Source organism: Taibaiella koreensis, from assembly GCF_003545715.1.
Lineage (GTDB): Bacteria > Bacteroidota > Bacteroidia > Chitinophagales > Chitinophagaceae > Taibaiella > Taibaiella koreensis.
Window position 1 is genome coordinate 593,994 of sequence record NZ_QVNU01000003.1, and the last position, 18,442, is coordinate 612,435.

The window sequence follows — 18,442 nt, forward strand, 5'->3', positions numbered from 1 at the left end:
GTGACAAATTAAACAAGAAATGGCTTTACGTAAATACAAACCGACTACGGCCGGTACACGTTGGAGAGTAGGCAACGCCTTTGCAGAGATAACTACCGATACCCCCGAAAAAAGCCTGCTGGCGCCCAAAAAGAGCACAGCCGGACGTAACGTTCAGGGTCGTCGTGTAATGCGCTACATGGGTGGCGGTCATAAAAAACAATATCGTATCATCGATTTCAAGCGTGATAAGAAGGACATTCCTGCTACCGTTAAAACCATCGAATACGATCCCAACCGTACCGCTTTCATCGCTTTGCTGGCTTATGCCGATGGCGAAAAGCGTTACATCATCGCTCCCCAGGGTCTCGAAGTAGGCGCTAAGGTGATCAGCGGTGATAATGCAGCTCCCGAAGTAGGTAATGCACTGCTGTTGAAGAACATGCCCCTGGGTACTGTGATCCACAACATCGAGCTGCAGCCTGGTAAAGGTGGCGCTATGGCCCGTTCGGCAGGTACTTATGCCCAGCTGAACGCCAAAGAAGAGAAATACGCTGTATTGAAAATGCCCAGCGGTGAATTGCGTAAAGTATTAAGCACCTGTATCGCTACCGTAGGTATCGTATCCAACAGCGACCATGCCCTGGAATCTGCCGGTAAAGCAGGCCGCAACCGTTGGAAAGGTCAGCGTCCCCGCGTACGTGGTGTGGCTATGAACCCCGTAGATCACCCGATGGGTGGTGGTGAAGGTAAATCTTCCGGTGGTCACCCCCGTAGCCGTACAGGTAAATACGCCAAGGGTGAAAAAACACGCAGCCTGACTAAAGGTTCCAACAAGCTGATCATTCAGCGCCGCGATGGTAAGAAGCTGTCAGGTAAAGCGAAGAAATAATGCGTAGAGACGCAGCACGCTGCGTCTCTATTATAACAATAACAGATAAAATGGGTTCCGTGCCGGGATCAAATCATCAAAAACAACCAAATTAAATGGGTCGTTCAATTAAAAAAGGTCCTTACGTAGACCACAACCTGGAAGAGAAAATAACCAAGATGAACGCTGAAGGCGGTCGTAAAACGGTAGTGAAAACCTGGAGCCGTCGTTCCACTATCATTCCCGAATTCGTAGGACACACTTTCGCTGTACACAATGGCAACAAGTTCATCCCCGTGTATGTAACGGAATACATGGTAGGCCACAAGCTGGGTGAATTTGCACCTACCCGTAACTTCAGAGGTCACGGCGGCGACAAGAAAAAATAAGCTGATGTAAGATTAGCTAATGTGAGATTGGCTAGTAAGGAGATCAGTGCTCAAGTAAAGAAACATTTGATTCACCGGCAACAGCCGATATCATTCAAAAGTAATTATCCGATTAGCAATAGCTAATTTATCAAATTAATACAATGGAAGCAACCGCTCGTTTACGCAATTATCCTACTTCGCCGCGCAAAATGCGTCTTTTGGCAGACCTGGTCCGTGGCCTGGAAGTAGAGAAAGCTTTGAATATTCTGAAGTTCAATACCAAGCATCCTTCGGTACCCCTGGAGAAACTGCTGCTGAGTGCTATCGACAACTGGAAACAGAAGAACGAAGGTGCAGACGTAGCTTCGGCTAACCTGATCGTAAAGACCATCTTCGTAGATGGTGGCCGTATGCTGAAACGCATGCTGCCAGCTCCCCAGGGTCGTGCTTACCGCGTACGCAAGCGCAGCAATCACGTAACAATCGTCGTAGACAGCAAAGCGAACTAATTTTAAATTTTGGATTTTGAATGTTGAATTGATTTAGTTCCATTACTTTTTCCAGATCAAATAATTCACAATATTAATTAAGGGTTGGATTTTGTTGAAAGACATTCAAAATCTGAAATCCAAAATTCATAATCAAAGAACATGGGTCAAAAAGCAAATCCGATAGGTAACCGTTTGGGAATTATCCGTGGTTGGGATTCTATGTGGTTCAGCAATCCGAAAGATTTCGGCGGTAAAGTGGTTGAAGATCACAAGATCCGTACGTATCTGAACGCACGTATCAACAAAGGCGGCGTAGCCCGCATCGTTATCGAGCGTACTCTGGGTAAACTGATCATCACCATCCACACCTCCAAGCCCGGTATCATTATCGGTAAAGGCGGTCAGGAAGTAGACAGGATTAAAGAAGAGCTGAAGAAGCTGACCGGCAATAACGACGTTCAGATCAATATCATGGAGATCCGCCGTCCCGAGCTGGACGCCCAGATCGTTGGCGAGTCTATCTGCCGCCAGATCGAAGGTCGTGTAAGCTACAAGCGTGCGATTAAAATGGCTATCTCTACTGCAATGCGTATGGGTGCCGAAGGTATCAAGATCAAGGCCGGTGGCCGTCTTGGTGGCGCCGAGATCGCCCGTAGCGAAGAGATCAAGCAGGGCCGCACCCCGCTGCATACCTTCCGCATGGACATCGACTATGCTTCTGTATACGCAATGACCGTATATGGTAAGATCGGTCTGAAAGTATGGATATGTAAAGGTGAAGTGCTGGGTAAGCGTGATCTGAATCCTAACCTGACCAGCGGTGCTACCGATCGTCGTGGCAACCAGGGCGGCGAAGAGCGTCGTGACAGAGGTGGTGATCGTGACCGTCGTGGCGGTGGCGACCGTGATCGTCGTGGTGGCGGCGGCGGTGACCGTCGTGGTGGCGGTGGTGGAGACCGTCGCAACAGCGGTCCCAGGAAAGACTAATAATCGCTGTATCCCCCTGGCTCCCGTAGCAGCCGCCTGGTCCTTGACCGCCGGCAGGGTCGACAACGCTTAACATACATCATACAACAAAGTACTTGATACTTAAAAATATCAGCAATGTTACAACCAAAAAGAGTAAAGCATCGTAAGCAGCATAAAGGACGTATCAGAGGTAATGCAGAGCGTGGTGCAACCATCGCATTCGGTTCCTTCGGTCTGAAAGCCCTGGAGCCGGTGTGGATCACCAACCGCCAGATCGAAGCTGCCCGTCAGGCTATGACCCGTCACATGAAGCGTGAAGGTAATGTCTGGATCCGCATTTTCCCTGATAAGCCTATTACTGCAAAGCCTGCAGAGGTGCGTATGGGTAAAGGTAAAGGTAGCCTGGAATACTGGGCAGCTGTAGTAAAGCCCGGTCGCATCATGTTCGAAGCAGACGGTGTTCCCGAGCAGGTAGCCCGCGAAGCTTTTGAGCTGGCAGCACAAAAACTGCCGATCAAGACTAAGTTCGTGGTACGCCCCGACTACGCAGGCTAATTCCTGTAGGAAAATTAAATAAAGAATTAGAGTAGCGAGTAATTAAGCTCAATACTCGATACTCAAATCTCAATACAATATTTAACAATGGCAAAGTCAAAAGCAGCGAAAGTTGAAGATTATCGCTCTATGAGCGATGAAGCGCTTAACGACAAAATTGGCGAGGAGAGCCTGCGTCTGAAGAAAACAAAATTCAGCCATGCAGTGAACCCCATCGAGAACCCGATGGTGATCCGCAGCATTCGCCGTACGATTGCAACGTTGAAAACCGAGCAGCGTAAAAGACAATTAGCATCTTAATTCATATTCAACCTCTTTCATAATGTCAGCAGTAGAAAGGAAAACCAGGAAGAGCCGTATTGGGCTTGTTACCAGCGACAAAATGGATAAAACCATTACCGTTGCGGTAGAACGTAAAGTAAAGCATCCCTTTTACGGTAAGTTCCTTAAGAAAACCACCAAGTTCCATGCGCACGACGAGACCAACCAGTGTGGTATCGGCGATACCGTAAGGATCATGGAAACCCGCCCCCTGAGCCGCACAAAGCGCTGGAGGCTGGTAGAAATCATCGAGAAAGCTAAATAAGCGATACGATCTTTTTCCCCTGCCGGGAGTCAGATTGGCAAAGCATAGCCTCTTTTCGTCTTCATAATGCCCGGATGAAAGATCGGTGCATTGTAAAAACTTAAAAATTGACATTAGCTAACAGCTAAACAAAATAACAATGATACAGCAGGAATCAAGGCTCAATGTAGCTGATAACAGCGGCGCTAAAGAAGTACTCTGCATTCGTGTGCTGGGCAATAGCGGCCAGGTATACGCGGGTATTGGCGATAAGATCGTGGTTACAGTAAAAGATTCTATCCCCGCCGGTGGTGTGAAGAAAGGAACTGTAAGCAAAGCCGTTATTGTTCGTACCAAAAATAAATTACGTCGTAAGGACGGTTCTTATATCAGCTTTGATGATAACGCTGTGGTGTTGTTGAACAACTCTGATGATCCCCGTGGTACCCGTATTTTTGGGCCAGTAGCCCGCGAACTGCGTGATAAAGGATACATGAAAATTGTTTCTCTGGCGCCAGAAGTATTATAATTAAAATATTTTCGTACCTTTGCCGCCCGTTCATAAAATAGCGGCTCAAGATCTATAGAAATGAGTACTAGATTCAAACCTAAGTTCAGCATCAAAAAAGGCGACCAGGTAGTGGTCATTGCCGGTAACGACAAAAATCGTACTACTCCCCGCCAGGTGTTGGCTGTATATCCGCAGGATGCACGCATTCTGGTGGAAGGTGTTAATATCGTAACCAAGCACCTGAAACCTAATGCTAAGAATCCTCAGGGCGGCATCGTAAAAGAAGAAGCCACAATTCACATCTCCAACGTTCAGCTTTGGGATGCAAAAGCGAAAGCTCCCGTACGTGTTCGTCGCGAACGCAAAGACGGTAAGGCGATTCGTATATCTAAAAAAACCGGTCAAGAAATTAAATAATGAGCACTGTAAATTACCAACCGCGTCTTCAAGCGAAATACAAAGACGAAGTAGTGGCTGCCCTGATGAAGAAGTTCGGCTACTCTACTGTGATGCAGGTTCCCCGCCTGGTAAAGATCTGTCTGAACCAGGGCGTTAAAGGCTCTGTATCCGACAAGAAACTGGTGGATGATGCTGTGAAGGAAATGACCATGATCGCCGGTCAGAAGGCAGTACCCACAATGTCTAAGAAAGATATCTCCAACTTCAAGTTGCGTAAGAACATGCCTATTGGTGCGCGCGTAACCCTGCGCGGTGCTAATATGTTTGAGTTCATGGACCGTTTGGTATCAGTGTCTCTGCCCCGTGTTCGCGACTTTAAAGGTATCAACGAGAAGGCTTTTGACGGCTACGGCAACTATACCTTCGGCGTTACCGAGCAGATCATCTATCCCGAGATCGACATCGACAAGGTGAATCGTATCAGCGGTATGGATATCACTTTCGTAACCACTGCCCGTACCAACGAAGAGGCTTATGAGCTGCTGAAAGAGCTGGGTATGCCCTTTAAAAATATCAAAAAAGACAACAACTAATCGATATGTCAAGAACCTCAATTATAGCCCGCCAGCGTAAGCGTGAGAAAATGGTTGCCAAGTTTGCTGAGAAGCGTGCCGCTTTGAAAGCAGCAGGAGATTACGAAGCCCTGGACAAACTGCCCAAGAATGCTTCTCCTGTACGCCTGAAAAACCGTTGCCAGCTTACCGGCCGTCCTAAAGGTTATATGCGTCAGTTTGCCCTGGGTCGCGTTATTTTCCGCGATATGGCCCTTGAAGGTAAGTTGCCGGGTGTAAAGAAAGCTTCCTGGTAAGCCTCCGATCCTAAAGGACTTGAAACATTAGATGAAAAGACCTTCGGGTAACTATCATCAATTTATCAAACAAATAAAAACACAGCGTAAAAAATGGTAACTGATCCTATTGCAGATTTTCTTACCCGCGTTCGTAATGCTCAGATGGCGCGCCACCGTATCGTTGAGATCCCCGCTTCCAATCTGAAAAAGCGCATTACTGAAATCCTGTACGACAAAGGCTATATCCTGAAGTACAAATTTGAAGACGACAATAAGCAAGGTCTGATCAAGATTGCTTTGAAGTACAATGCCGAGACCAAGGAGCCTGCGATCCGTTCCCTGGAGCGCGTAAGCCGTCCCGGTCTGCGTCAGTATGCCAAACCTTCTGATATTCGTAGAGTGAAAAGTGGCCTGGGTGTCGCTATCGTTTCTACTTCTAAAGGTGTAATGACTGATAAAGAAGCCCGTGCTCAGAATGTAGGCGGAGAAGTGCTTTGCCAGATCTGGTAAGACAACAGATATATAAGATAATAAAAAGAGCAAATGCGCTGTAAAGCACATTTGCTCTTTTTATTATCCGGCCAGCGACGGCAACCATCTGTGAACACCTGTTACTCGACATAGGTACTGCAGCAGGGGGCGCTGTTATAGAGCGCGCTTACTTCCTGTTGCGTGAGGGCTTTGTCGAATAGCGCCACATCGTCGAGCTTGCCGGTAAAACGATATCCCAGCATAAGATCGCCGATATCCCGTACAAGAGGGGCACCCGAACCACAATCGGCGACGCCGGTCCTGGTCTCCTGCAGCACGCCATCGCGATAGATGGCTATGGACATCGTCGCCTTATCGTAAGTAGCGACAGCGTGGTGCCAGGAATGATAGCGCAAGCGCATCTCTTTTTCGCAGCTGACCGGGGAAGTGATCATTTGGTCCCAGACAGAATGGTACATACCAAACACGGCCCTGGAGCAATCGTACAGCCCCAAGGACCATTGGCCGCCCCGGTCGGGGCAAGCCTTGGCAGTATCACGGCTTACCAGGGTCGTGTAGCTGCCTCCATATCGCAGGGAGTCTGTAATCGTATACCATGCCGATACAGATAGGCCGCTGAGGTTGTTGAGAAAAGTGGGATCGGGGCAAGTGAGATAGGCCGTATTGCCGCCGGTGTTATTGAGAACATAGGCACATTGCGGATTATTGTCCCTGTCGGCGTCGGGGCCAACGGCACCCACACCTACCAGGTGCCTGTTGTTGCCGGATCGATCCAGCAGCGATCCGCTTGAAAAAGGATAAAAGGCGATCACGTTCGTCGAAAGGCTGGAAGGAAGGCAGGCGATATCCCTCGTTTTTCCGTCTTGTTTGCCACAGGAGGCAAGGCAGGCGAGTACAGCGATGGCTGTGCGTTTTGATAATTGATTCATGGAAGACAGGTATTATTGTAAGATAAACGAATGGTTCTCCCGTTGTGGTACAACGGCAATAAAAAATGTCGTTTTCGCTATAGGGGAGCATGTTGCGTAATATGGCGCCACGGGCAATTTCGCACCGCTCGAGGAGCTCAGATTAAACTTTTTTAAGAAGGCTGGCAAAACTTGCATTTTTAAAAGAAAAATACTATACCTTTGCACTCCCAATTTTACCGGGCCTTACTTTGCGCCATCTAAGCGTCCCTATACAACGCTGAAAACGCAGGGTAACGGAGCATTCAAGGGAAGAAGCGTATAACTTGCTCCCGTTTTTTACATTTTTTAAATACACAAAAGAAATGTCACGTGTAGGAAAAGCGCCAATCGCATTGGCCGACAAAGTAACCGTTACCGTTAGCGCCGCTAATGAAGTAACTGTAAAAGGCCCTAAGGGCGAACTGAAACAAGCGGTAGACCGCGACCTGAAAGTAGAAGTGGCTGATGGTAAAGTGACCATCACCCGTCCTACCGACCAGATTCGTCACCGAGCCCTGCATGGTCTCACCCGTGCCCTGCTGGCCAATATGGTTGAAGGTGTAACCAATGGCTATACCAAGACCCTGGAGCTGGTAGGTGTGGGTTATCGTGCCGCCGTTACCGGACAGCAATTGGATATGTCCCTCGGCTACTCTCACAACATTATCCTGAATCTTCCCGTTGAAGTAAAAGCAACCGCTACTATGGAAAAAGGTCAGCCTCCCCGCGTCGTGCTCGAGTCTATCGACAAACAGCTGGTAGGCCAGGTAGCCGCTAAGATCCGCAGCCTGCGTAAACCCGAACCGTACAAAGGAAAAGGTGTCCGTTTTGCTGGTGAGATCGTACGCCGTAAAGCAGGTAAGACCGCTGGTAAATAATCTTGAAAGTAAAAAGTCAAAATTCAAAAATTGGAATTTTGACTTTTGGCTTTTGATTTTTGAATTAATATGTAACCTTCGGAAGCCGTCTGTGACCGTTGCCGGGTGACAGGACCCAGGATCAAAAGGGATCGGTCCATTGCCCAATACAACACAAAGGCGAGCCCGTACAAATAGAGACACAATGTCAAAAACAGCAAAAACAGTAATACGCCGCCAGAAACTGCGTTGGCGTATCCGGAAGAACGTTAAAGGCACGGCACAAAGCCCCCGCCTGTCCGTTTTCCGCAGCAACAAAGATATTTATGCTCAGCTGATCGATGATGCTACCGGCCTTACCCTGGCCTCAGCCAATTCCCGTCAGAAAGACATCGCTGCCCAGTCCGGCACCAAGTCAGAAAAAGCAGCATTCGTAGGTAAGGTGATCGCCCAGAAAGCGAAAGACCTGGGTATCGAAGTATGCATATTTGATCGTGGTGGTTACCTGTACCATGGCCGCGTGAAATCCCTGGCTGATGGTGCTCGTGAAGGTGGATTGAAATTCTAATCTGCGCAGGCAAAAAATATTTTTTAAAAATTTTACGGGCAAGGGAAGCCAAAACCCGTAGAGCATATCTGATAAAAATGACTCAATCCAATAACCGGATCAAATCCGGAGAATTAGAATTAACAGACAAGGTGGTTGCCATCAACCGCGTGGTGAAAACCACCAAAGGCGGCCGTGCGTTCAGCTTTTCTGCCCTGGTGGTAGTAGGCAATGGTAACGGTGTGGTAGGTCAGGGTCTGGGTAAGGCCAAGGAAGTAAAAGAAGCGATTGCCAAAGGTATTGACGACGCTAAGAAAAACCTGATCAAGGTGCCCGTAATGAACGGTACCGTTCCCCACGATCAGTTTACCAAAGCCGGCGCTGCTAAAGTATTGATCAAGCCTGCAGCCCACGGTACCGGTGTACTGGCCGGAGGTAGCATGCGTGCTGTACTGGAAGCTGCCGGTTATACCGACGTTCTGGCCAAATCACTGGGTTCTGCTAACCCGCACAACGTGGTAAAAGCCACAGTTAAAGCGTTGGGCGAAATGCGCGAGCCGATCGAAGTAGCGAAAAAGCGCAACGTAGGCCTGAAAAAAGTATTCAACGGCTAATCCCGCTGATGCTTTAGTAATTTCCCATTTCTCATTTTTCAAAATTTTAGTACAATGGCTAAGATCAAAATAACTCAGGTGAAAAGCGGCATCGACCGTCCGGAGCGCCAGAAACGCACCCTGCAGGCGCTGGGTCTGCGCAAAATGCACGCTACCGTAGAAGTGGAGGCCACCGCCCAGATCAAAGGTATGGTAACCAAAGTGCTCCACCTGGTAACCGTAGAAGAGGTAAAATAAGCCTTAAACAGTAAGTCAGAAGTAGAACGGTAGCAATCACAAAGCCTTCGAGCCGATGCTGATTTTTAATGCTGACTTTTTCATTTTTCATTTTTAATGCGAGCGGGAGCGATACCCGCGTAAGTTCAAAAACTAGATACAATGCAATTACACAATTTAAAGCCCGCCGAAGGATCTACCCACCACCAGAAACGCGTAGGTCGCGGTGAAGGTAGCGGTCATGGTGTTACTGCCGGTAAAGGTAACAAGGGTCAGCAAGCCCGTACCGGCTATCAATCCAAGAAAGGTCACGAAGGTGGTCAGATGCCTATCCAGCGCCGTATGCCCAAGCGTGGTTTCAAAAATAGGAACCGTGTTGAGTACAAGGCTTTCAACCTGGGTCAGATCGACTACCTGATGGAAAGATACAGCCTGCAGGAGTTCTCCCTGGATGCGCTGTACATCAATGGTCTGATCAATCGTACCGACCTGGTGAAAGTGCTGGGTACCGGTGAGCTCAAATCCAAAGTAACCGTCAAAGTGAACGCGATCAGCGAAAAAGCGAAAAGTGCTGTAGAAACTGCCGGTGGTACTGTTGAGCTGATCTAGGTCATTAACAAGTACTTACGTTATTACAAAAGACGCTTTTTAACCAAGTGGTGCTTTAATAAATGATTATCTTTATTAAAGATTTGGTAAAATGCGTCTTTTGTCGTTTATTCGCAACCTATTTAAAAAAATATTACCGTTTTTGTGAAGAAACTTATTGAAACCCTCAAGAACATCTGGAGCATCGAAGAGCTTCGTAAGCGTATCCTGTTTACGCTGGGCCTGATCCTCGTTTACCGTGTCGGTAGCTATATCGTGCTTCCCGGAATTAACCCGCTTGTCTTGGGGCAAAGCCAAAGCCAGGAGGGCCTGCTGGGCCTGATCAATATGTTCGCAGGCGGTGCGTTCGGTAATGCTTCGATCTTTGCCCTGGGTGTAATGCCTTACATCTCTGCCTCTATCTTTATGCAGTTGGCAGGTATTGTGATCCCACAGTTTGCCAAGATGCAGAAGGAAGAAAGCGGCCGGAACAAGATGAACCAGTATACGCGTTTCCTCACGGTGCTGGTAACGGTCTTCCAGGCTTCTGCCTACATCGCTTACCTCCGTACGCAAACCAACGGTGCTATTGTAACCGATGGCCTTTTATTCTACGTCTCTACCATCGTTGTGCTCACAGCCGGTACCCTGTTTGTTATGTACCTGGGTGAAAAAATCACGGATAAAGGTATCGGCAACGGAACTTCCATGATCATCATGGTCGGCATCCTGGCCCGTCTGCCACACTCCCTTGTAGAGGAATTCACCTCTAAGCAGCAAACAGACAAGCTTCTGTTTTTCCTGGTAGAGCTTGCTGTATTCGTAGCCGTGATCATCGGCCTCGTACTCCTGACACAAGGTGTGCGCCGCATCCCCCTCAACTATGCGCGCCGTATCGTTGGCACCAATGCCGCTAAAGAGATCGGTGGTTCCCGCAACTTTATCCCCCTCAAGGTAAACTCTGCCGGCGTAATGCCTATCATCTTCGCTCAGGCGCTGATGTTTATTCCTGCTATGGTCGCCGGCTTTGCTACAGGCGAAGACAGTGGCGGCAACAACTTCATGCGTTCGCTCTCCGATCATACCTCCCTGTGGTATAACGTGATCTACGCTGTGCTGGTGATTGCCTTCACCTATTTCTACACCGCGCTCATCTTTAATCCCACCGAGATGGCCGAGAACCTGAAGCGTAACAACAGCTTTATCCCCGGTATCAAGCCTGGTCAGCCTACTGCCGATTATATCGGCGCTATTATGGACCGTATTACCTTACCCGGCGCCGTGTTCCTGGCTGCTGCGGGTATTCTGCCCGGCATCGCTGCCCTTTGCGGCGTTACCAGCGGTTTTGCCAGCTTCTTTGGCGGCACTTCCATGCTGATTGGTGTGGGCGTTGTGCTCGATACCCTGCAGCAAATTGAAAGCCATCTGTTGATGCGTCACTACGATGGTCTGATGAAGACCGGCCGTATTTCCGGACGCCAACCTGTTGCGATCTAAATGATAGTTTAATATATGTGAAAAGCGCCTCAACACCGGGGCGCTTTTTTCATTTATATTTGTACCTATGCTCAAGATGATAAGCTTATTTTTAGAACACCTGGGACGGTATACGCTCATGCTCAAAGGCATGTTCAGCCGGCCCGAGAATGGTAAGGTGTATTGGAAGGAGTTCATGCATCAATGCATCGATATCGGTTTCCGGTCCCTGCCCATCGTTATTATCATTTCGGTATTCCTGGGTGCGGTAATGACCGTGCAGACGGCCTATCAGCTCATCAGTCCCATTATCCCCAAGTACGTTATGGCCCAGGTTGTAAGGGACTCTGTTATCCTCGAGCTTTCCCCCACCATCATCTGCATAGTGCTGGCAGGTGTGGTTGGATCCAAGATCGCGTCCGAGCTGGGCAATATGCGGGTAAGCGAGCAGATCGATGCCCTGGAGATCATGGGGATCAATACCAAATCCTACCTGGTAATGCCCAAACTGATTTCTGCCCTCATCATGATCCCCTGCCTCATTGTGATCGCGATCACGCTCAGTCTGGCCGGTGGCTTTGTTACAGGACTGCTTACAGGTATCATGTCCAGCGAGCAGTATACCTATGGCCTGGTCGAAGGGTTCAAATCATTTGGTATACTGGTGGCCATGGTCAAAGCCTTTACTTTTGCCTTCATCATTGCTTCCGTGCCTGCCTATTATGGCTATAATGTAGAGGGCGGCGCACTTGAGATCGGACGCTCATCTACCACTTCTGTGGTGGTCAGTTGTATCATGATCCTTTTTGCCGATTACGTGATCACTATGCTGATGCTATAACATGCCGGTGTCTCCTTATCTTTTCACCACCGAGCGTCTTGGCTTCCGTACCTGGACCGACGAAGATCTGCCGGCTATGGCCGCGATCAACGGCGACCCCGCTGTGATGCGGCATTTTCCTGCATTACAAACTATGGCCGAAACGGCTGCGGCGCTGCAGCGCTTCCGCAATATGTATGCCGAAAAGGGCTATTGCTTCTATGCTGTAGAGACCTTGAATGAGAAACAGTTCATTGGGTTTATCGGCCTGTCCTGGATCACTTACGAGGCGCCGTTCACACCCTGTACCGAGATCGGCTGGCGGCTTTCTGCAGCATCATGGGGCAAAGGCTATGCCACTGAAGGTGCGAAGAGATGCCTGGAGCATGCTTTTCATACACTAAAGCTGGATAACATCAAAGCGGTTGCCCCATTGGTCAATGAGCCTTCCATTAGGGTAATGCAGAAAAGTGGCATGAAACCGCTCTTGAATTTGAGCATCCTATGCTGGCCGGCAGTCCCCGGTTACAGCCTTGCGTTTGCTACGAGACAAACAGGTCCTGGTAGTGTAAAAGGTATGGTGTGCGCTATGGTTGGCTACAGGCCCTATATCGCGGCGTCCTGTGATTAGCTTCCAACTGCTCTAGCCACGCTCATCTTCCAAAAGTAGAAGCTCCGGACCGTACTTCAAATAGCCTCCGTGCCAGCCCTGCCGCTTGCACCCGTTGTGCAGGATGAACCCATACAACCGCCGGCCTTATTTTGGGGTAGTGTCGGCCCGGTCCTTTACATAACGGTCATATGCCGACATGTCTTTGTTGGCTTCGTAGGGGATGCTGCCCGCAGGGTAGGCCGTTTGAATAGGATCCTGTAGCGGCGCAGGCAGGGAATGGTTGTCTTGCCGGCCCAGCTTGATCTTACAGGAAATTACTTTTGTGGTGCTGCGATCTGCGTAGCCCCCCAGGTTATCCTGGCGCAGATAGATCGTGTACGTACCGTCTGCTGTTGGTTCGAAGCTACGGGCCAGGCCATAAGCATGGGGCTGCCAGCTGCCATCGGGGTTCTGTATATGCCAGGTGTAGAGCGTCGTATGGTCTGCCCCCTGTACCCGGAATGTATAAGACTTCTTTTCAGGTATTTCATCCCCCACACGCTCAATAAAGATCATCGCCTCATTTGCCGGTGACCATTGTGCCGCTACGGCCCGCATGACCGGGTCTTCATCTGCCAGCAGATAAGAAGCGCCGGCAGTAGGATTATGCCCGCTGAGATAACGGTCGCCGTTTTCAGGCATCGGGATGAGCAGCAGGCCGGGTGCCGTCATAAAGCCGAAGCCATTGTGATACTGCCTGAGCCGGCCTATCGCATCGCTGATCCAGAACGCTCTGCAGGGCGCTCCTATCTTTTGCGCAAACCATTTGGTGTCGTCCCAGCCCCAAGTACCCCATTGCGGATTCGGATCACAGCCCGATGAGGCCTTGCCCGTATCGGGGTGGTTGCCGGGGCCGAAATCGAAATAAGTATTATAGGGCTGAAAGGGTGTATAGGTGCCATATACCGGCTGGTAACCGCCCGAATTGCCCTGCGCGCAAAGCACGCAGGAGTCGATCACAGCAGGAAAGCCTTCGCCGGCACAAGGTGTATGGCTGAGGTAATCGACTGGTACCGTATTACAGTTAAAATCGCCGCAAACCTCCGGCCCGGTAACTTCCCTGATACGCAGTGCCCGGCTATCGTAATCGAACATAAAGGTATCGGTACCCGGGTATTTCAGCGCTCTGAAGTTCTCTTGGGTCAACAGAACAAAGGTATGCCTGGAACGGGCATAAGCCCTGATCGCGGCCAGGACGGTAGCGGTATGCTTGTATCGGGGCTGGTCGAGGCGTCCCCATTCATTCAGCTGACCCATATGGATCGACTTATAGCCCATGTCGATATACATCCTGGCCAGATAGTAGAACCACATCCTGGCTTCTATCCGGGTAATGTCGGGACAATCGGCGAGTGGCAGCTTTCGTTTCTTGTTCCTGATGCGGTCAAAATCGAAATGGAGATCTGTACGCGCATTGCCCCCGGCGTCGAGGTAATATTTTTTTTCAAATCCTTTTTCATTCCTGCAGGCCATAATAATAGCAACGGGAATCGGAACCACATTCACCCCTTTTTCAATATGCTCCAGGATCGTTCCCTGGATTACCGGTCTTTGTAGCCCCTGACAATCGTAGGCGGCATTAATATCGATGACCAATTGCTGCATACCCCGGTAAAAGGCAGTGCCGGGTCTCAGTACATCGTCTCTGCCCCAGGTATTGACCGCCCTGAGGATGATCGAGGCTTTAAGACCGGTCATCGCTTTGATCACACTGCAATATTTTTCGGGGCAGTAATTCCCATAGCACCTGTCGTAGGGTGGTGTGCAGTTGACCGGCGTTAAGTCGGGCGGGATTGCCTGCTCCTCGTAGCGGCCGCCTTCCGTGCCAATCCAGCCCCAGCACCGGCCAGGTGTGATCCAGGACGACAATCCCTCAGCATTAAAGCTACGGGCGATCTGCCGGGCAATGCCGGCGCACCAGGCGTCATCGACCGAAGCATCTACGCCTTTGGGGCAGCTGATACCTACGAGACCTGCAGCATGCAGACAAGGCGATACTTCCTGGCAGAAGAGCGGGCAGGTAATCAGGAAGCTTAAGCATGCGGTCAGGAAAATTCTGAACATAGATAAGGATACCGGAGGACTTCGCTGAAAGGCGTGCCGGTTGGATAAAGATAAGGAACACAACTATACAGGATCTACATCTGTAATGATCTGCAAAGCCGAATTACCTCGCTTTTGCAGCACGGAATTAATAGCCACAGCAATCTGCTCTTTGGCCTGGCGCAGGAATTGGTTGTCCCTGGGCAGCTTCAGCCATAGCTCCTGGAGGTAGTAGTTGCGCACGCGGGGTACCAGCGCAGGCGCTGGCCCCTGGATATCGATACCCTTTATCAGCAGCAATGCTTCGGCCAGCGATACGGCAGCCGATGCCGTGCGCTCCTCATCGCGATGCCGGCAGGTGAGTTTGATCATACGGCTATATGGTGGATAGCCGAATTGTTGACGGGACGCCGATTCGGTTTGGTAGAAGGAGCGGAAATCGTGCTCTTTTACCCATTGCAGCACGGGATGCTTCAGGTCGTAGCTCTGGATGATCACCTGACCTTTCCCGTCCAGCCGGCCGGCACGCCCGCTTACCTGCTCCATCAGCTGAAAAGCCCGCTCGTTGACCCTGAAGTCGGGATAGCTGAGTAGGCTATCGGCGCTTAGAATACCTACCAGGCCTACGTTTTCAAAGTCCAACCCTTTTACGATCATTTGTGTGCCCACCAGGATATCGATACGACCCTTTGTGAAATCTTCGATCAGCTGCGACATCTTGTTCTTTCCCTTTACACTGTCCCAATCCATCCGGGCCGTCTTTACTTTGGGAAAGATGCGCTGAAGCTCTTCTTCGATCTTTTCGGTTCCGAAGCTCCTGGCCACGATCTTCATGTGACCGCATTGCGGGCAATGCTTGAATGGCGCCGACCGGGTACCGCAATAATGGCAATGCAACTTGTCGGTGGCCTTATGGTAAGTAAGCGATACGTCGCAGTTTTTGCAGTGCGCCACCCAGCCACAGGAGCCGCATATGAGAAAAGGCGCGTAGCCCCGTTTGTTCTGGAAAAGGATCACTTGTTTGCCGGCCGACAAGGTAGCCGTGATCCTGTCCAGCAGGTTGGTAGTCAATAATGGAGATAAGGCCGCTTGCACATTCTTAGCCGAGACGATCTCGATATCGGGTAGTGAAATGCCCCTGTAGCGTTGTTTTAGCTGTACATAAGCATACTTGCCCTGCTGGGCGTTAGCCGTACTTTCCAGCGATGGGGTGGCCGAGCCCAGCAGCACCTTTGCCTTGTGCAGACCGGCCAGGTATACCGCGGCATCGCGGGCATGGAAACGCGGCGCCGGATCGTATTGCTTATAGGAGGGATCATGCTCCTCGTCAACGATAATATAGCCCAGGTCTTTAAAGGGCAGCCACAGCGCCGAACGCGGACCAATGATCGCTTTAAATTTGCCTTCCTTTACCTTATTCCATATCTCTACCCGCTCGTTGTTGGTAAAGCGGGAATGGTATACGCCCAGCTCATCGCCGAAGTAGGCCCGCAGCCGGTTTACCACCTGCGTGGTGAGCGCGATCTCAGGCAGCAGGAACAATGCCTGCCTGCCCTGTTCCAGAGCCTCTTTGATGAGCCGCACATAGATAAGGGTCTTACCGCTACCGGTAACACCATGCAGCAAGGCAACATTATGCTTTTCCCAGCCCAGGCGTACCTGGTCCAACGCCGTCTGTTGCTCCGGGCTGAGGCTGAAAGCAGAGGGGCTTTTTTGTTCCAGAAGGCCCACGCGGTCCACGGGAATGTATTCCGAACGCAGCACGCCTTTATCGATAAGACTGTTCAGCTGGGAGGCTGTAGCGTTAGCTTTTTTGAGGAGCGCAGGTACGGCAACAGCAGTTTCCTGTTGTCGTAATTGGAAAAAAGTCATGAGTAATACCAGCTGTTTGGGCGCTTTCTCCAGGTCGCGGAAGAGCAGGTTGAGCAGCTCCTCTTTTTCATACAGGCTTTCCAGGAATACGTAGCGCTCCACCTTGGCTTTATAGCGCTCTTCCAGTATTTCGGCTACAGTGGCTACTTCCCGCTCCAGCAGTTCGTTGATGGCTTTCGCCGTATTCTTTCCTTCCAGCAGCTGGCGTACTTCGCCAATGGTAAGCTGTTTGCGGATATGCAGCGCTTCTGCAAGAATGAAGGCGGCATCGCTTAGATTGAGCGGCGGCTCGCTAAAAGCCTCGTTCCAGATAAGCAGCGACTCGCTCATGAGCTTAAGATGGGCCGGCAGTGCGGCATTCATCACCTCGCCTATACCACAGAGATAATACTGCGCTACCCATTGCCAAAATTGCAGCTGCAGCGGATAGACTACCGGGTCTTCGTCGATCACATTGCGTATAGGCTTTACGGCGTAGCTTTCGGGCCGGAAATCGTGTGTTTGCAGCACAATGCCGGAATAGATCTTATTGCGCCCCAGGCTTACCTCTACGCGCATGCCGGGCAAGAGCTTATTCTGCCATTGCAGGGGAATGCCATAAGTAAGCGTGCGGGGAAGATTAAGCGGTAATATTACGTCGGCGAACTGCAAGACGGGTATGAATTTAGCCTTGCAAGTTACGGATAAAACCAGGACCGGTCAAGTAACGGGCAATAGGCAAGTCCTATAAGGTTTTCAAAGCGTTGCGGCTTAGGTTCGATCCGGGAAAAGCAAAGCCAGGTAAAGGCGGCAGCTTAATCCTTCACAAAATTGCTCCGTAGGAGCAAAATGCCTGTCGGATAAATAAACCAGCTATGGTCTTGCTCCATAGGAGCAAAATGTCTGTAGGATAAATAAACCAGCTATGGTCTTGCTCCATAGGAGCAAAATGTCTGTAGGAGCAAAATGGTTGTAACAAAAAAAAGCAAACCCCTTGAGGCTTGCTTTTTCGATTACCCAAAAATCGATGTGGGGAAAAAATTACTTCGCTTCGAAGAAATCCTTCACTTTGTCTTTATGAATGATCGCTTCCTTGAAAGAATAAGCGCCTGTTTTGGGGCTACGAACGGTTTTGATCACCTTCGTATAGTTCTTTGCCTCCAGGTTAGCTTTCGGGTCTTTCTTGATCGCGGTTTTTGCTGCTTTAGCCATGATATTTTGTTTGAAAAATTAGCAAATGTGCAAATCAGCAAATCATACAAATCACTCCGAATTTGCACATCTGCCTATCTGCCTATTGTTCAATTACTTGATTTCTTTGTGAACGGTTACTTTCTTCAGAATAGGATTGTATTTCTTCAGCTCAATACGCTCAGGAGTATTCTTCTTATTCTTTTGTGAGACGTAACGGCTCGTGCCGGGCATGCCGCTGGTCTTATGCTCGGTACATTCCAAAATCACCTGAACGCGGTTTCCTTTTTTAGCCATCTTGGGTAATTATTGATAATAATATAAAATAAATTAGATTGCAACGCCTTGCTCACGCAGTTCTGATACTACGGTGAACAGACCTCTTTTATTAATGGTACGAATAGCATCAGAAGACACTTTCATTGTGATCCAGCGGTCTTCTTCAACCAGGAAGAAACGTTTGGTCTGTAAATTGGGTAAAAAACGGCGTTTTGCTTTCTTATTAGAGAAACAAACCTTGTGACCTGTAATTGGTTTCTTGCCGGTTACCTGACAAACACGAGCCATGACTTAATTTTTTTTGG

The 18,442-nt window shown here is 49.6% G+C and carries 26 protein-coding genes; 20 read left to right on the forward strand and 6 right to left on the reverse strand.

The window, feature by feature from the left end:
• Nucleotides 1–19 precede the first annotated feature (19 nt).
• From rplB to rpsH, 12 genes are all read left to right on the forward strand, one after another.
• On the forward strand, nucleotides 20–871 hold the full coding sequence (rplB, locus tag DZK30_RS12535; RefSeq protein WP_118974466.1) for a 50S ribosomal protein L2: 852 nt from the start codon (nucleotides 20–22) through the stop codon (nucleotides 869–871).
• 95 nt (nucleotides 872–966) lie between these two features.
• Nucleotides 967–1,239 (forward strand): 30S ribosomal protein S19, encoded by a 273-nt coding sequence (rpsS, locus tag DZK30_RS12540; RefSeq protein WP_118974467.1) that lies wholly within the window; start codon nucleotides 967–969, stop codon nucleotides 1,237–1,239.
• Between the two features lie 143 nt (nucleotides 1,240–1,382).
• Nucleotides 1,383–1,730 (forward strand): 50S ribosomal protein L22, encoded by a 348-nt coding sequence (gene rplV, locus DZK30_RS12545; RefSeq protein WP_118974468.1) that lies wholly within the window; start codon nucleotides 1,383–1,385, stop codon nucleotides 1,728–1,730.
• A 141-nt stretch (nucleotides 1,731–1,871) separates the two neighbouring features.
• Nucleotides 1,872–2,699, forward strand: coding sequence for a 30S ribosomal protein S3 (rpsC, locus tag DZK30_RS12550; protein ID WP_118974469.1), 828 nt, complete (start codon nucleotides 1,872–1,874; stop codon nucleotides 2,697–2,699).
• 117 nt (nucleotides 2,700–2,816) lie between these two features.
• On the forward strand, nucleotides 2,817–3,236 hold the full coding sequence (gene rplP / locus DZK30_RS12555) for a 50S ribosomal protein L16 (RefSeq protein ID WP_118974470.1): 420 nt from the start codon (nucleotides 2,817–2,819) through the stop codon (nucleotides 3,234–3,236).
• Nucleotides 3,237–3,323: 87 nt separating this feature from the next.
• Nucleotides 3,324–3,536, forward strand: a complete 213-nt coding sequence (rpmC, locus tag DZK30_RS12560) for a 50S ribosomal protein L29 (protein WP_118974471.1) — start codon at nucleotides 3,324–3,326, stop codon at nucleotides 3,534–3,536.
• 22 nt (nucleotides 3,537–3,558) lie between these two features.
• The gene (rpsQ, locus tag DZK30_RS12565) at nucleotides 3,559–3,822 is read left to right on the forward strand and encodes a 30S ribosomal protein S17 (RefSeq protein ID WP_118974472.1); all 264 of its coding nucleotides are present in this window, start codon (nucleotides 3,559–3,561) and stop codon (nucleotides 3,820–3,822) included.
• Between the two features lie 139 nt (nucleotides 3,823–3,961).
• Nucleotides 3,962–4,330, forward strand: a complete 369-nt coding sequence (gene rplN, locus DZK30_RS12570) for a 50S ribosomal protein L14 (protein ID WP_118949928.1) — start codon at nucleotides 3,962–3,964, stop codon at nucleotides 4,328–4,330.
• Nucleotides 4,331–4,390: 60 nt separating this feature from the next.
• A complete protein-coding gene (gene rplX, locus DZK30_RS12575) occupies nucleotides 4,391–4,729 on the forward strand; it encodes a 50S ribosomal protein L24 (protein WP_118949929.1) in 339 nt (112 codons plus the stop codon).
• On the forward strand, nucleotides 4,729–5,304 hold the full coding sequence (rplE, locus tag DZK30_RS12580; RefSeq protein ID WP_118974473.1) for a 50S ribosomal protein L5: 576 nt from the start codon (nucleotides 4,729–4,731) through the stop codon (nucleotides 5,302–5,304). Before rplX ends, rplE begins: the two co-directional genes overlap by 1 nt.
• Nucleotides 5,305–5,309: 5 nt before the next feature.
• Nucleotides 5,310–5,579 (forward strand): 30S ribosomal protein S14, encoded by a 270-nt coding sequence (gene rpsN / locus DZK30_RS12585; RefSeq protein ID WP_118949931.1) that lies wholly within the window; start codon nucleotides 5,310–5,312, stop codon nucleotides 5,577–5,579.
• Between the two features lie 93 nt (nucleotides 5,580–5,672).
• Nucleotides 5,673–6,071 (forward strand): 30S ribosomal protein S8, encoded by a 399-nt coding sequence (gene rpsH, locus DZK30_RS12590; protein ID WP_118974474.1) that lies wholly within the window; start codon nucleotides 5,673–5,675, stop codon nucleotides 6,069–6,071.
• Between the two features lie 101 nt (nucleotides 6,072–6,172).
• Here the strand turns inward: rpsH and DZK30_RS12595 are convergent, their stop codons facing one another.
• Nucleotides 6,173–6,982: a LamG domain-containing protein gene (locus DZK30_RS12595; protein ID WP_118974475.1), complete on the reverse strand. Its 810-nt coding sequence runs from the start codon at nucleotides 6,980–6,982 to the stop codon at nucleotides 6,173–6,175.
• 344 nt (nucleotides 6,983–7,326) lie between these two features.
• On the opposite strand from DZK30_RS12595, the gene rplF reads away from it, so the two are divergent.
• The 8 genes from rplF to DZK30_RS12635 all read left to right on the forward strand — a co-directional run bounded on the left by rplF (nucleotide 7,327) and on the right by DZK30_RS12635 (nucleotide 12,752).
• Nucleotides 7,327–7,881 carry a 50S ribosomal protein L6 gene (gene rplF, locus DZK30_RS12600; protein ID WP_118974476.1) on the forward strand — a complete coding sequence of 185 codons (555 nt, stop codon included), beginning with the start codon at nucleotides 7,327–7,329 and terminating at the stop codon, nucleotides 7,879–7,881.
• A gap of 184 nt (nucleotides 7,882–8,065) precedes the next feature.
• Nucleotides 8,066–8,428, forward strand: coding sequence for a 50S ribosomal protein L18 (rplR, locus tag DZK30_RS12605; RefSeq protein ID WP_118974477.1), 363 nt, complete (start codon nucleotides 8,066–8,068; stop codon nucleotides 8,426–8,428).
• A gap of 77 nt (nucleotides 8,429–8,505) precedes the next feature.
• On the forward strand, nucleotides 8,506–9,021 hold the full coding sequence (gene rpsE, locus DZK30_RS12610) for a 30S ribosomal protein S5 (protein ID WP_118974478.1): 516 nt from the start codon (nucleotides 8,506–8,508) through the stop codon (nucleotides 9,019–9,021).
• Between the two features lie 54 nt (nucleotides 9,022–9,075).
• The gene (gene rpmD / locus DZK30_RS12615) at nucleotides 9,076–9,258 is read left to right on the forward strand and encodes a 50S ribosomal protein L30 (protein WP_118974479.1); all 183 of its coding nucleotides are present in this window, start codon (nucleotides 9,076–9,078) and stop codon (nucleotides 9,256–9,258) included.
• 141 nt (nucleotides 9,259–9,399) lie between these two features.
• Nucleotides 9,400–9,846: a 50S ribosomal protein L15 gene (gene rplO, locus DZK30_RS12620; RefSeq protein ID WP_118974480.1), complete on the forward strand. Its 447-nt coding sequence runs from the start codon at nucleotides 9,400–9,402 to the stop codon at nucleotides 9,844–9,846.
• Nucleotides 9,847–9,990: 144 nt separating this feature from the next.
• Entirely contained in the window at nucleotides 9,991–11,322 is a 1,332-nt protein-coding gene (gene secY / locus DZK30_RS12625; RefSeq protein ID WP_118974481.1) for a preprotein translocase subunit SecY, read from the forward strand.
• 67 nt (nucleotides 11,323–11,389) lie between these two features.
• Nucleotides 11,390–12,142 (forward strand): MlaE family ABC transporter permease, encoded by a 753-nt coding sequence (locus DZK30_RS12630; RefSeq protein WP_240432917.1) that lies wholly within the window; start codon nucleotides 11,390–11,392, stop codon nucleotides 12,140–12,142.
• A gap of 7 nt (nucleotides 12,143–12,149) precedes the next feature.
• Nucleotides 12,150–12,752, forward strand: a complete 603-nt coding sequence (locus DZK30_RS12635; protein WP_162903054.1) for a GNAT family N-acetyltransferase — start codon at nucleotides 12,150–12,152, stop codon at nucleotides 12,750–12,752.
• Nucleotides 12,753–12,878: 126 nt separating this feature from the next.
• Here the strand turns inward: DZK30_RS12635 and DZK30_RS12640 are convergent, their stop codons facing one another.
• The 5 genes from DZK30_RS12640 to rpmB all read right to left on the reverse strand — a co-directional run bounded on the left by DZK30_RS12640 (nucleotide 12,879) and on the right by rpmB (nucleotide 18,425).
• On the reverse strand, nucleotides 12,879–14,837 hold the full coding sequence (locus DZK30_RS12640) for a hypothetical protein (protein ID WP_118974483.1): 1,959 nt from the start codon (nucleotides 14,835–14,837) through the stop codon (nucleotides 12,879–12,881).
• A gap of 63 nt (nucleotides 14,838–14,900) precedes the next feature.
• Nucleotides 14,901–17,339, reverse strand: coding sequence for a replication restart helicase PriA (gene priA, locus DZK30_RS12645; protein ID WP_118974484.1), 2,439 nt, complete (start codon nucleotides 17,337–17,339; stop codon nucleotides 14,901–14,903).
• Nucleotides 17,340–17,708: 369 nt separating this feature from the next.
• Nucleotides 17,709–17,879, reverse strand: a complete 171-nt coding sequence (locus tag DZK30_RS12650; protein WP_118974485.1) for a DUF4295 domain-containing protein — start codon at nucleotides 17,877–17,879, stop codon at nucleotides 17,709–17,711.
• A 93-nt stretch (nucleotides 17,880–17,972) separates the two neighbouring features.
• On the reverse strand, nucleotides 17,973–18,155 hold the full coding sequence (gene rpmG / locus DZK30_RS12655) for a 50S ribosomal protein L33 (protein WP_118974486.1): 183 nt from the start codon (nucleotides 18,153–18,155) through the stop codon (nucleotides 17,973–17,975).
• A gap of 33 nt (nucleotides 18,156–18,188) precedes the next feature.
• Entirely contained in the window at nucleotides 18,189–18,425 is a 237-nt protein-coding gene (gene rpmB, locus DZK30_RS12660; RefSeq protein ID WP_118949942.1) for a 50S ribosomal protein L28, read from the reverse strand.
• Nucleotides 18,426–18,442: the final 17 nt, after the last annotated feature.

Bases quoted from the DNA above. Each gene is read 5' to 3' on its own strand.
- rplB (WP_118974466.1), top strand. From the start codon at position 20: ATGGCTTTACGTAAATACAAACCGACTACGGCCGGTACACGTTGGAGA.
- rpsS (WP_118974467.1), top strand. From the start codon at position 967: ATGGGTCGTTCAATTAAAAAAGGTCCTTACGTAGACCACAACCTGGAA.
- rplV (WP_118974468.1), top strand. From the start codon at position 1,383: ATGGAAGCAACCGCTCGTTTACGCAATTATCCTACTTCGCCGCGCAAA.
- rpsC (WP_118974469.1), top strand. From the start codon at position 1,872: ATGGGTCAAAAAGCAAATCCGATAGGTAACCGTTTGGGAATTATCCGT.
- rplP (WP_118974470.1), top strand. From the start codon at position 2,817: ATGTTACAACCAAAAAGAGTAAAGCATCGTAAGCAGCATAAAGGACGT.
- rpmC (WP_118974471.1), top strand. From the start codon at position 3,324: ATGGCAAAGTCAAAAGCAGCGAAAGTTGAAGATTATCGCTCTATGAGC.
- rpsQ (WP_118974472.1), top strand. From the start codon at position 3,559: ATGTCAGCAGTAGAAAGGAAAACCAGGAAGAGCCGTATTGGGCTTGTT.
- rplN (WP_118949928.1), top strand. From the start codon at position 3,962: ATGATACAGCAGGAATCAAGGCTCAATGTAGCTGATAACAGCGGCGCT.
- rplX (WP_118949929.1), top strand. From the start codon at position 4,391: ATGAGTACTAGATTCAAACCTAAGTTCAGCATCAAAAAAGGCGACCAG.
- rplE (WP_118974473.1), top strand. From the start codon at position 4,729: ATGAGCACTGTAAATTACCAACCGCGTCTTCAAGCGAAATACAAAGAC.
- rpsN (WP_118949931.1), top strand. From the start codon at position 5,310: ATGTCAAGAACCTCAATTATAGCCCGCCAGCGTAAGCGTGAGAAAATG.
- rpsH (WP_118974474.1), top strand. From the start codon at position 5,673: ATGGTAACTGATCCTATTGCAGATTTTCTTACCCGCGTTCGTAATGCT.
- DZK30_RS12595 (WP_118974475.1), bottom strand. From the start codon at position 6,982: ATGAATCAATTATCAAAACGCACAGCCATCGCTGTACTCGCCTGCCTT.
- rplF (WP_118974476.1), top strand. From the start codon at position 7,327: ATGTCACGTGTAGGAAAAGCGCCAATCGCATTGGCCGACAAAGTAACC.
- rplR (WP_118974477.1), top strand. From the start codon at position 8,066: ATGTCAAAAACAGCAAAAACAGTAATACGCCGCCAGAAACTGCGTTGG.
- rpsE (WP_118974478.1), top strand. From the start codon at position 8,506: ATGACTCAATCCAATAACCGGATCAAATCCGGAGAATTAGAATTAACA.
- rpmD (WP_118974479.1), top strand. From the start codon at position 9,076: ATGGCTAAGATCAAAATAACTCAGGTGAAAAGCGGCATCGACCGTCCG.
- rplO (WP_118974480.1), top strand. From the start codon at position 9,400: ATGCAATTACACAATTTAAAGCCCGCCGAAGGATCTACCCACCACCAG.
- DZK30_RS12630 (WP_240432917.1), top strand. From the start codon at position 11,390: ATGCTCAAGATGATAAGCTTATTTTTAGAACACCTGGGACGGTATACG.
- DZK30_RS12640 (WP_118974483.1), bottom strand. From the start codon at position 14,837: ATGTTCAGAATTTTCCTGACCGCATGCTTAAGCTTCCTGATTACCTGC.
- DZK30_RS12650 (WP_118974485.1), bottom strand. From the start codon at position 17,879: ATGGCTAAAGCAGCAAAAACCGCGATCAAGAAAGACCCGAAAGCTAAC.
- rpmG (WP_118974486.1), bottom strand. From the start codon at position 18,155: ATGGCTAAAAAAGGAAACCGCGTTCAGGTGATTTTGGAATGTACCGAG.
- rpmB (WP_118949942.1), bottom strand. From the start codon at position 18,425: ATGGCTCGTGTTTGTCAGGTAACCGGCAAGAAACCAATTACAGGTCAC.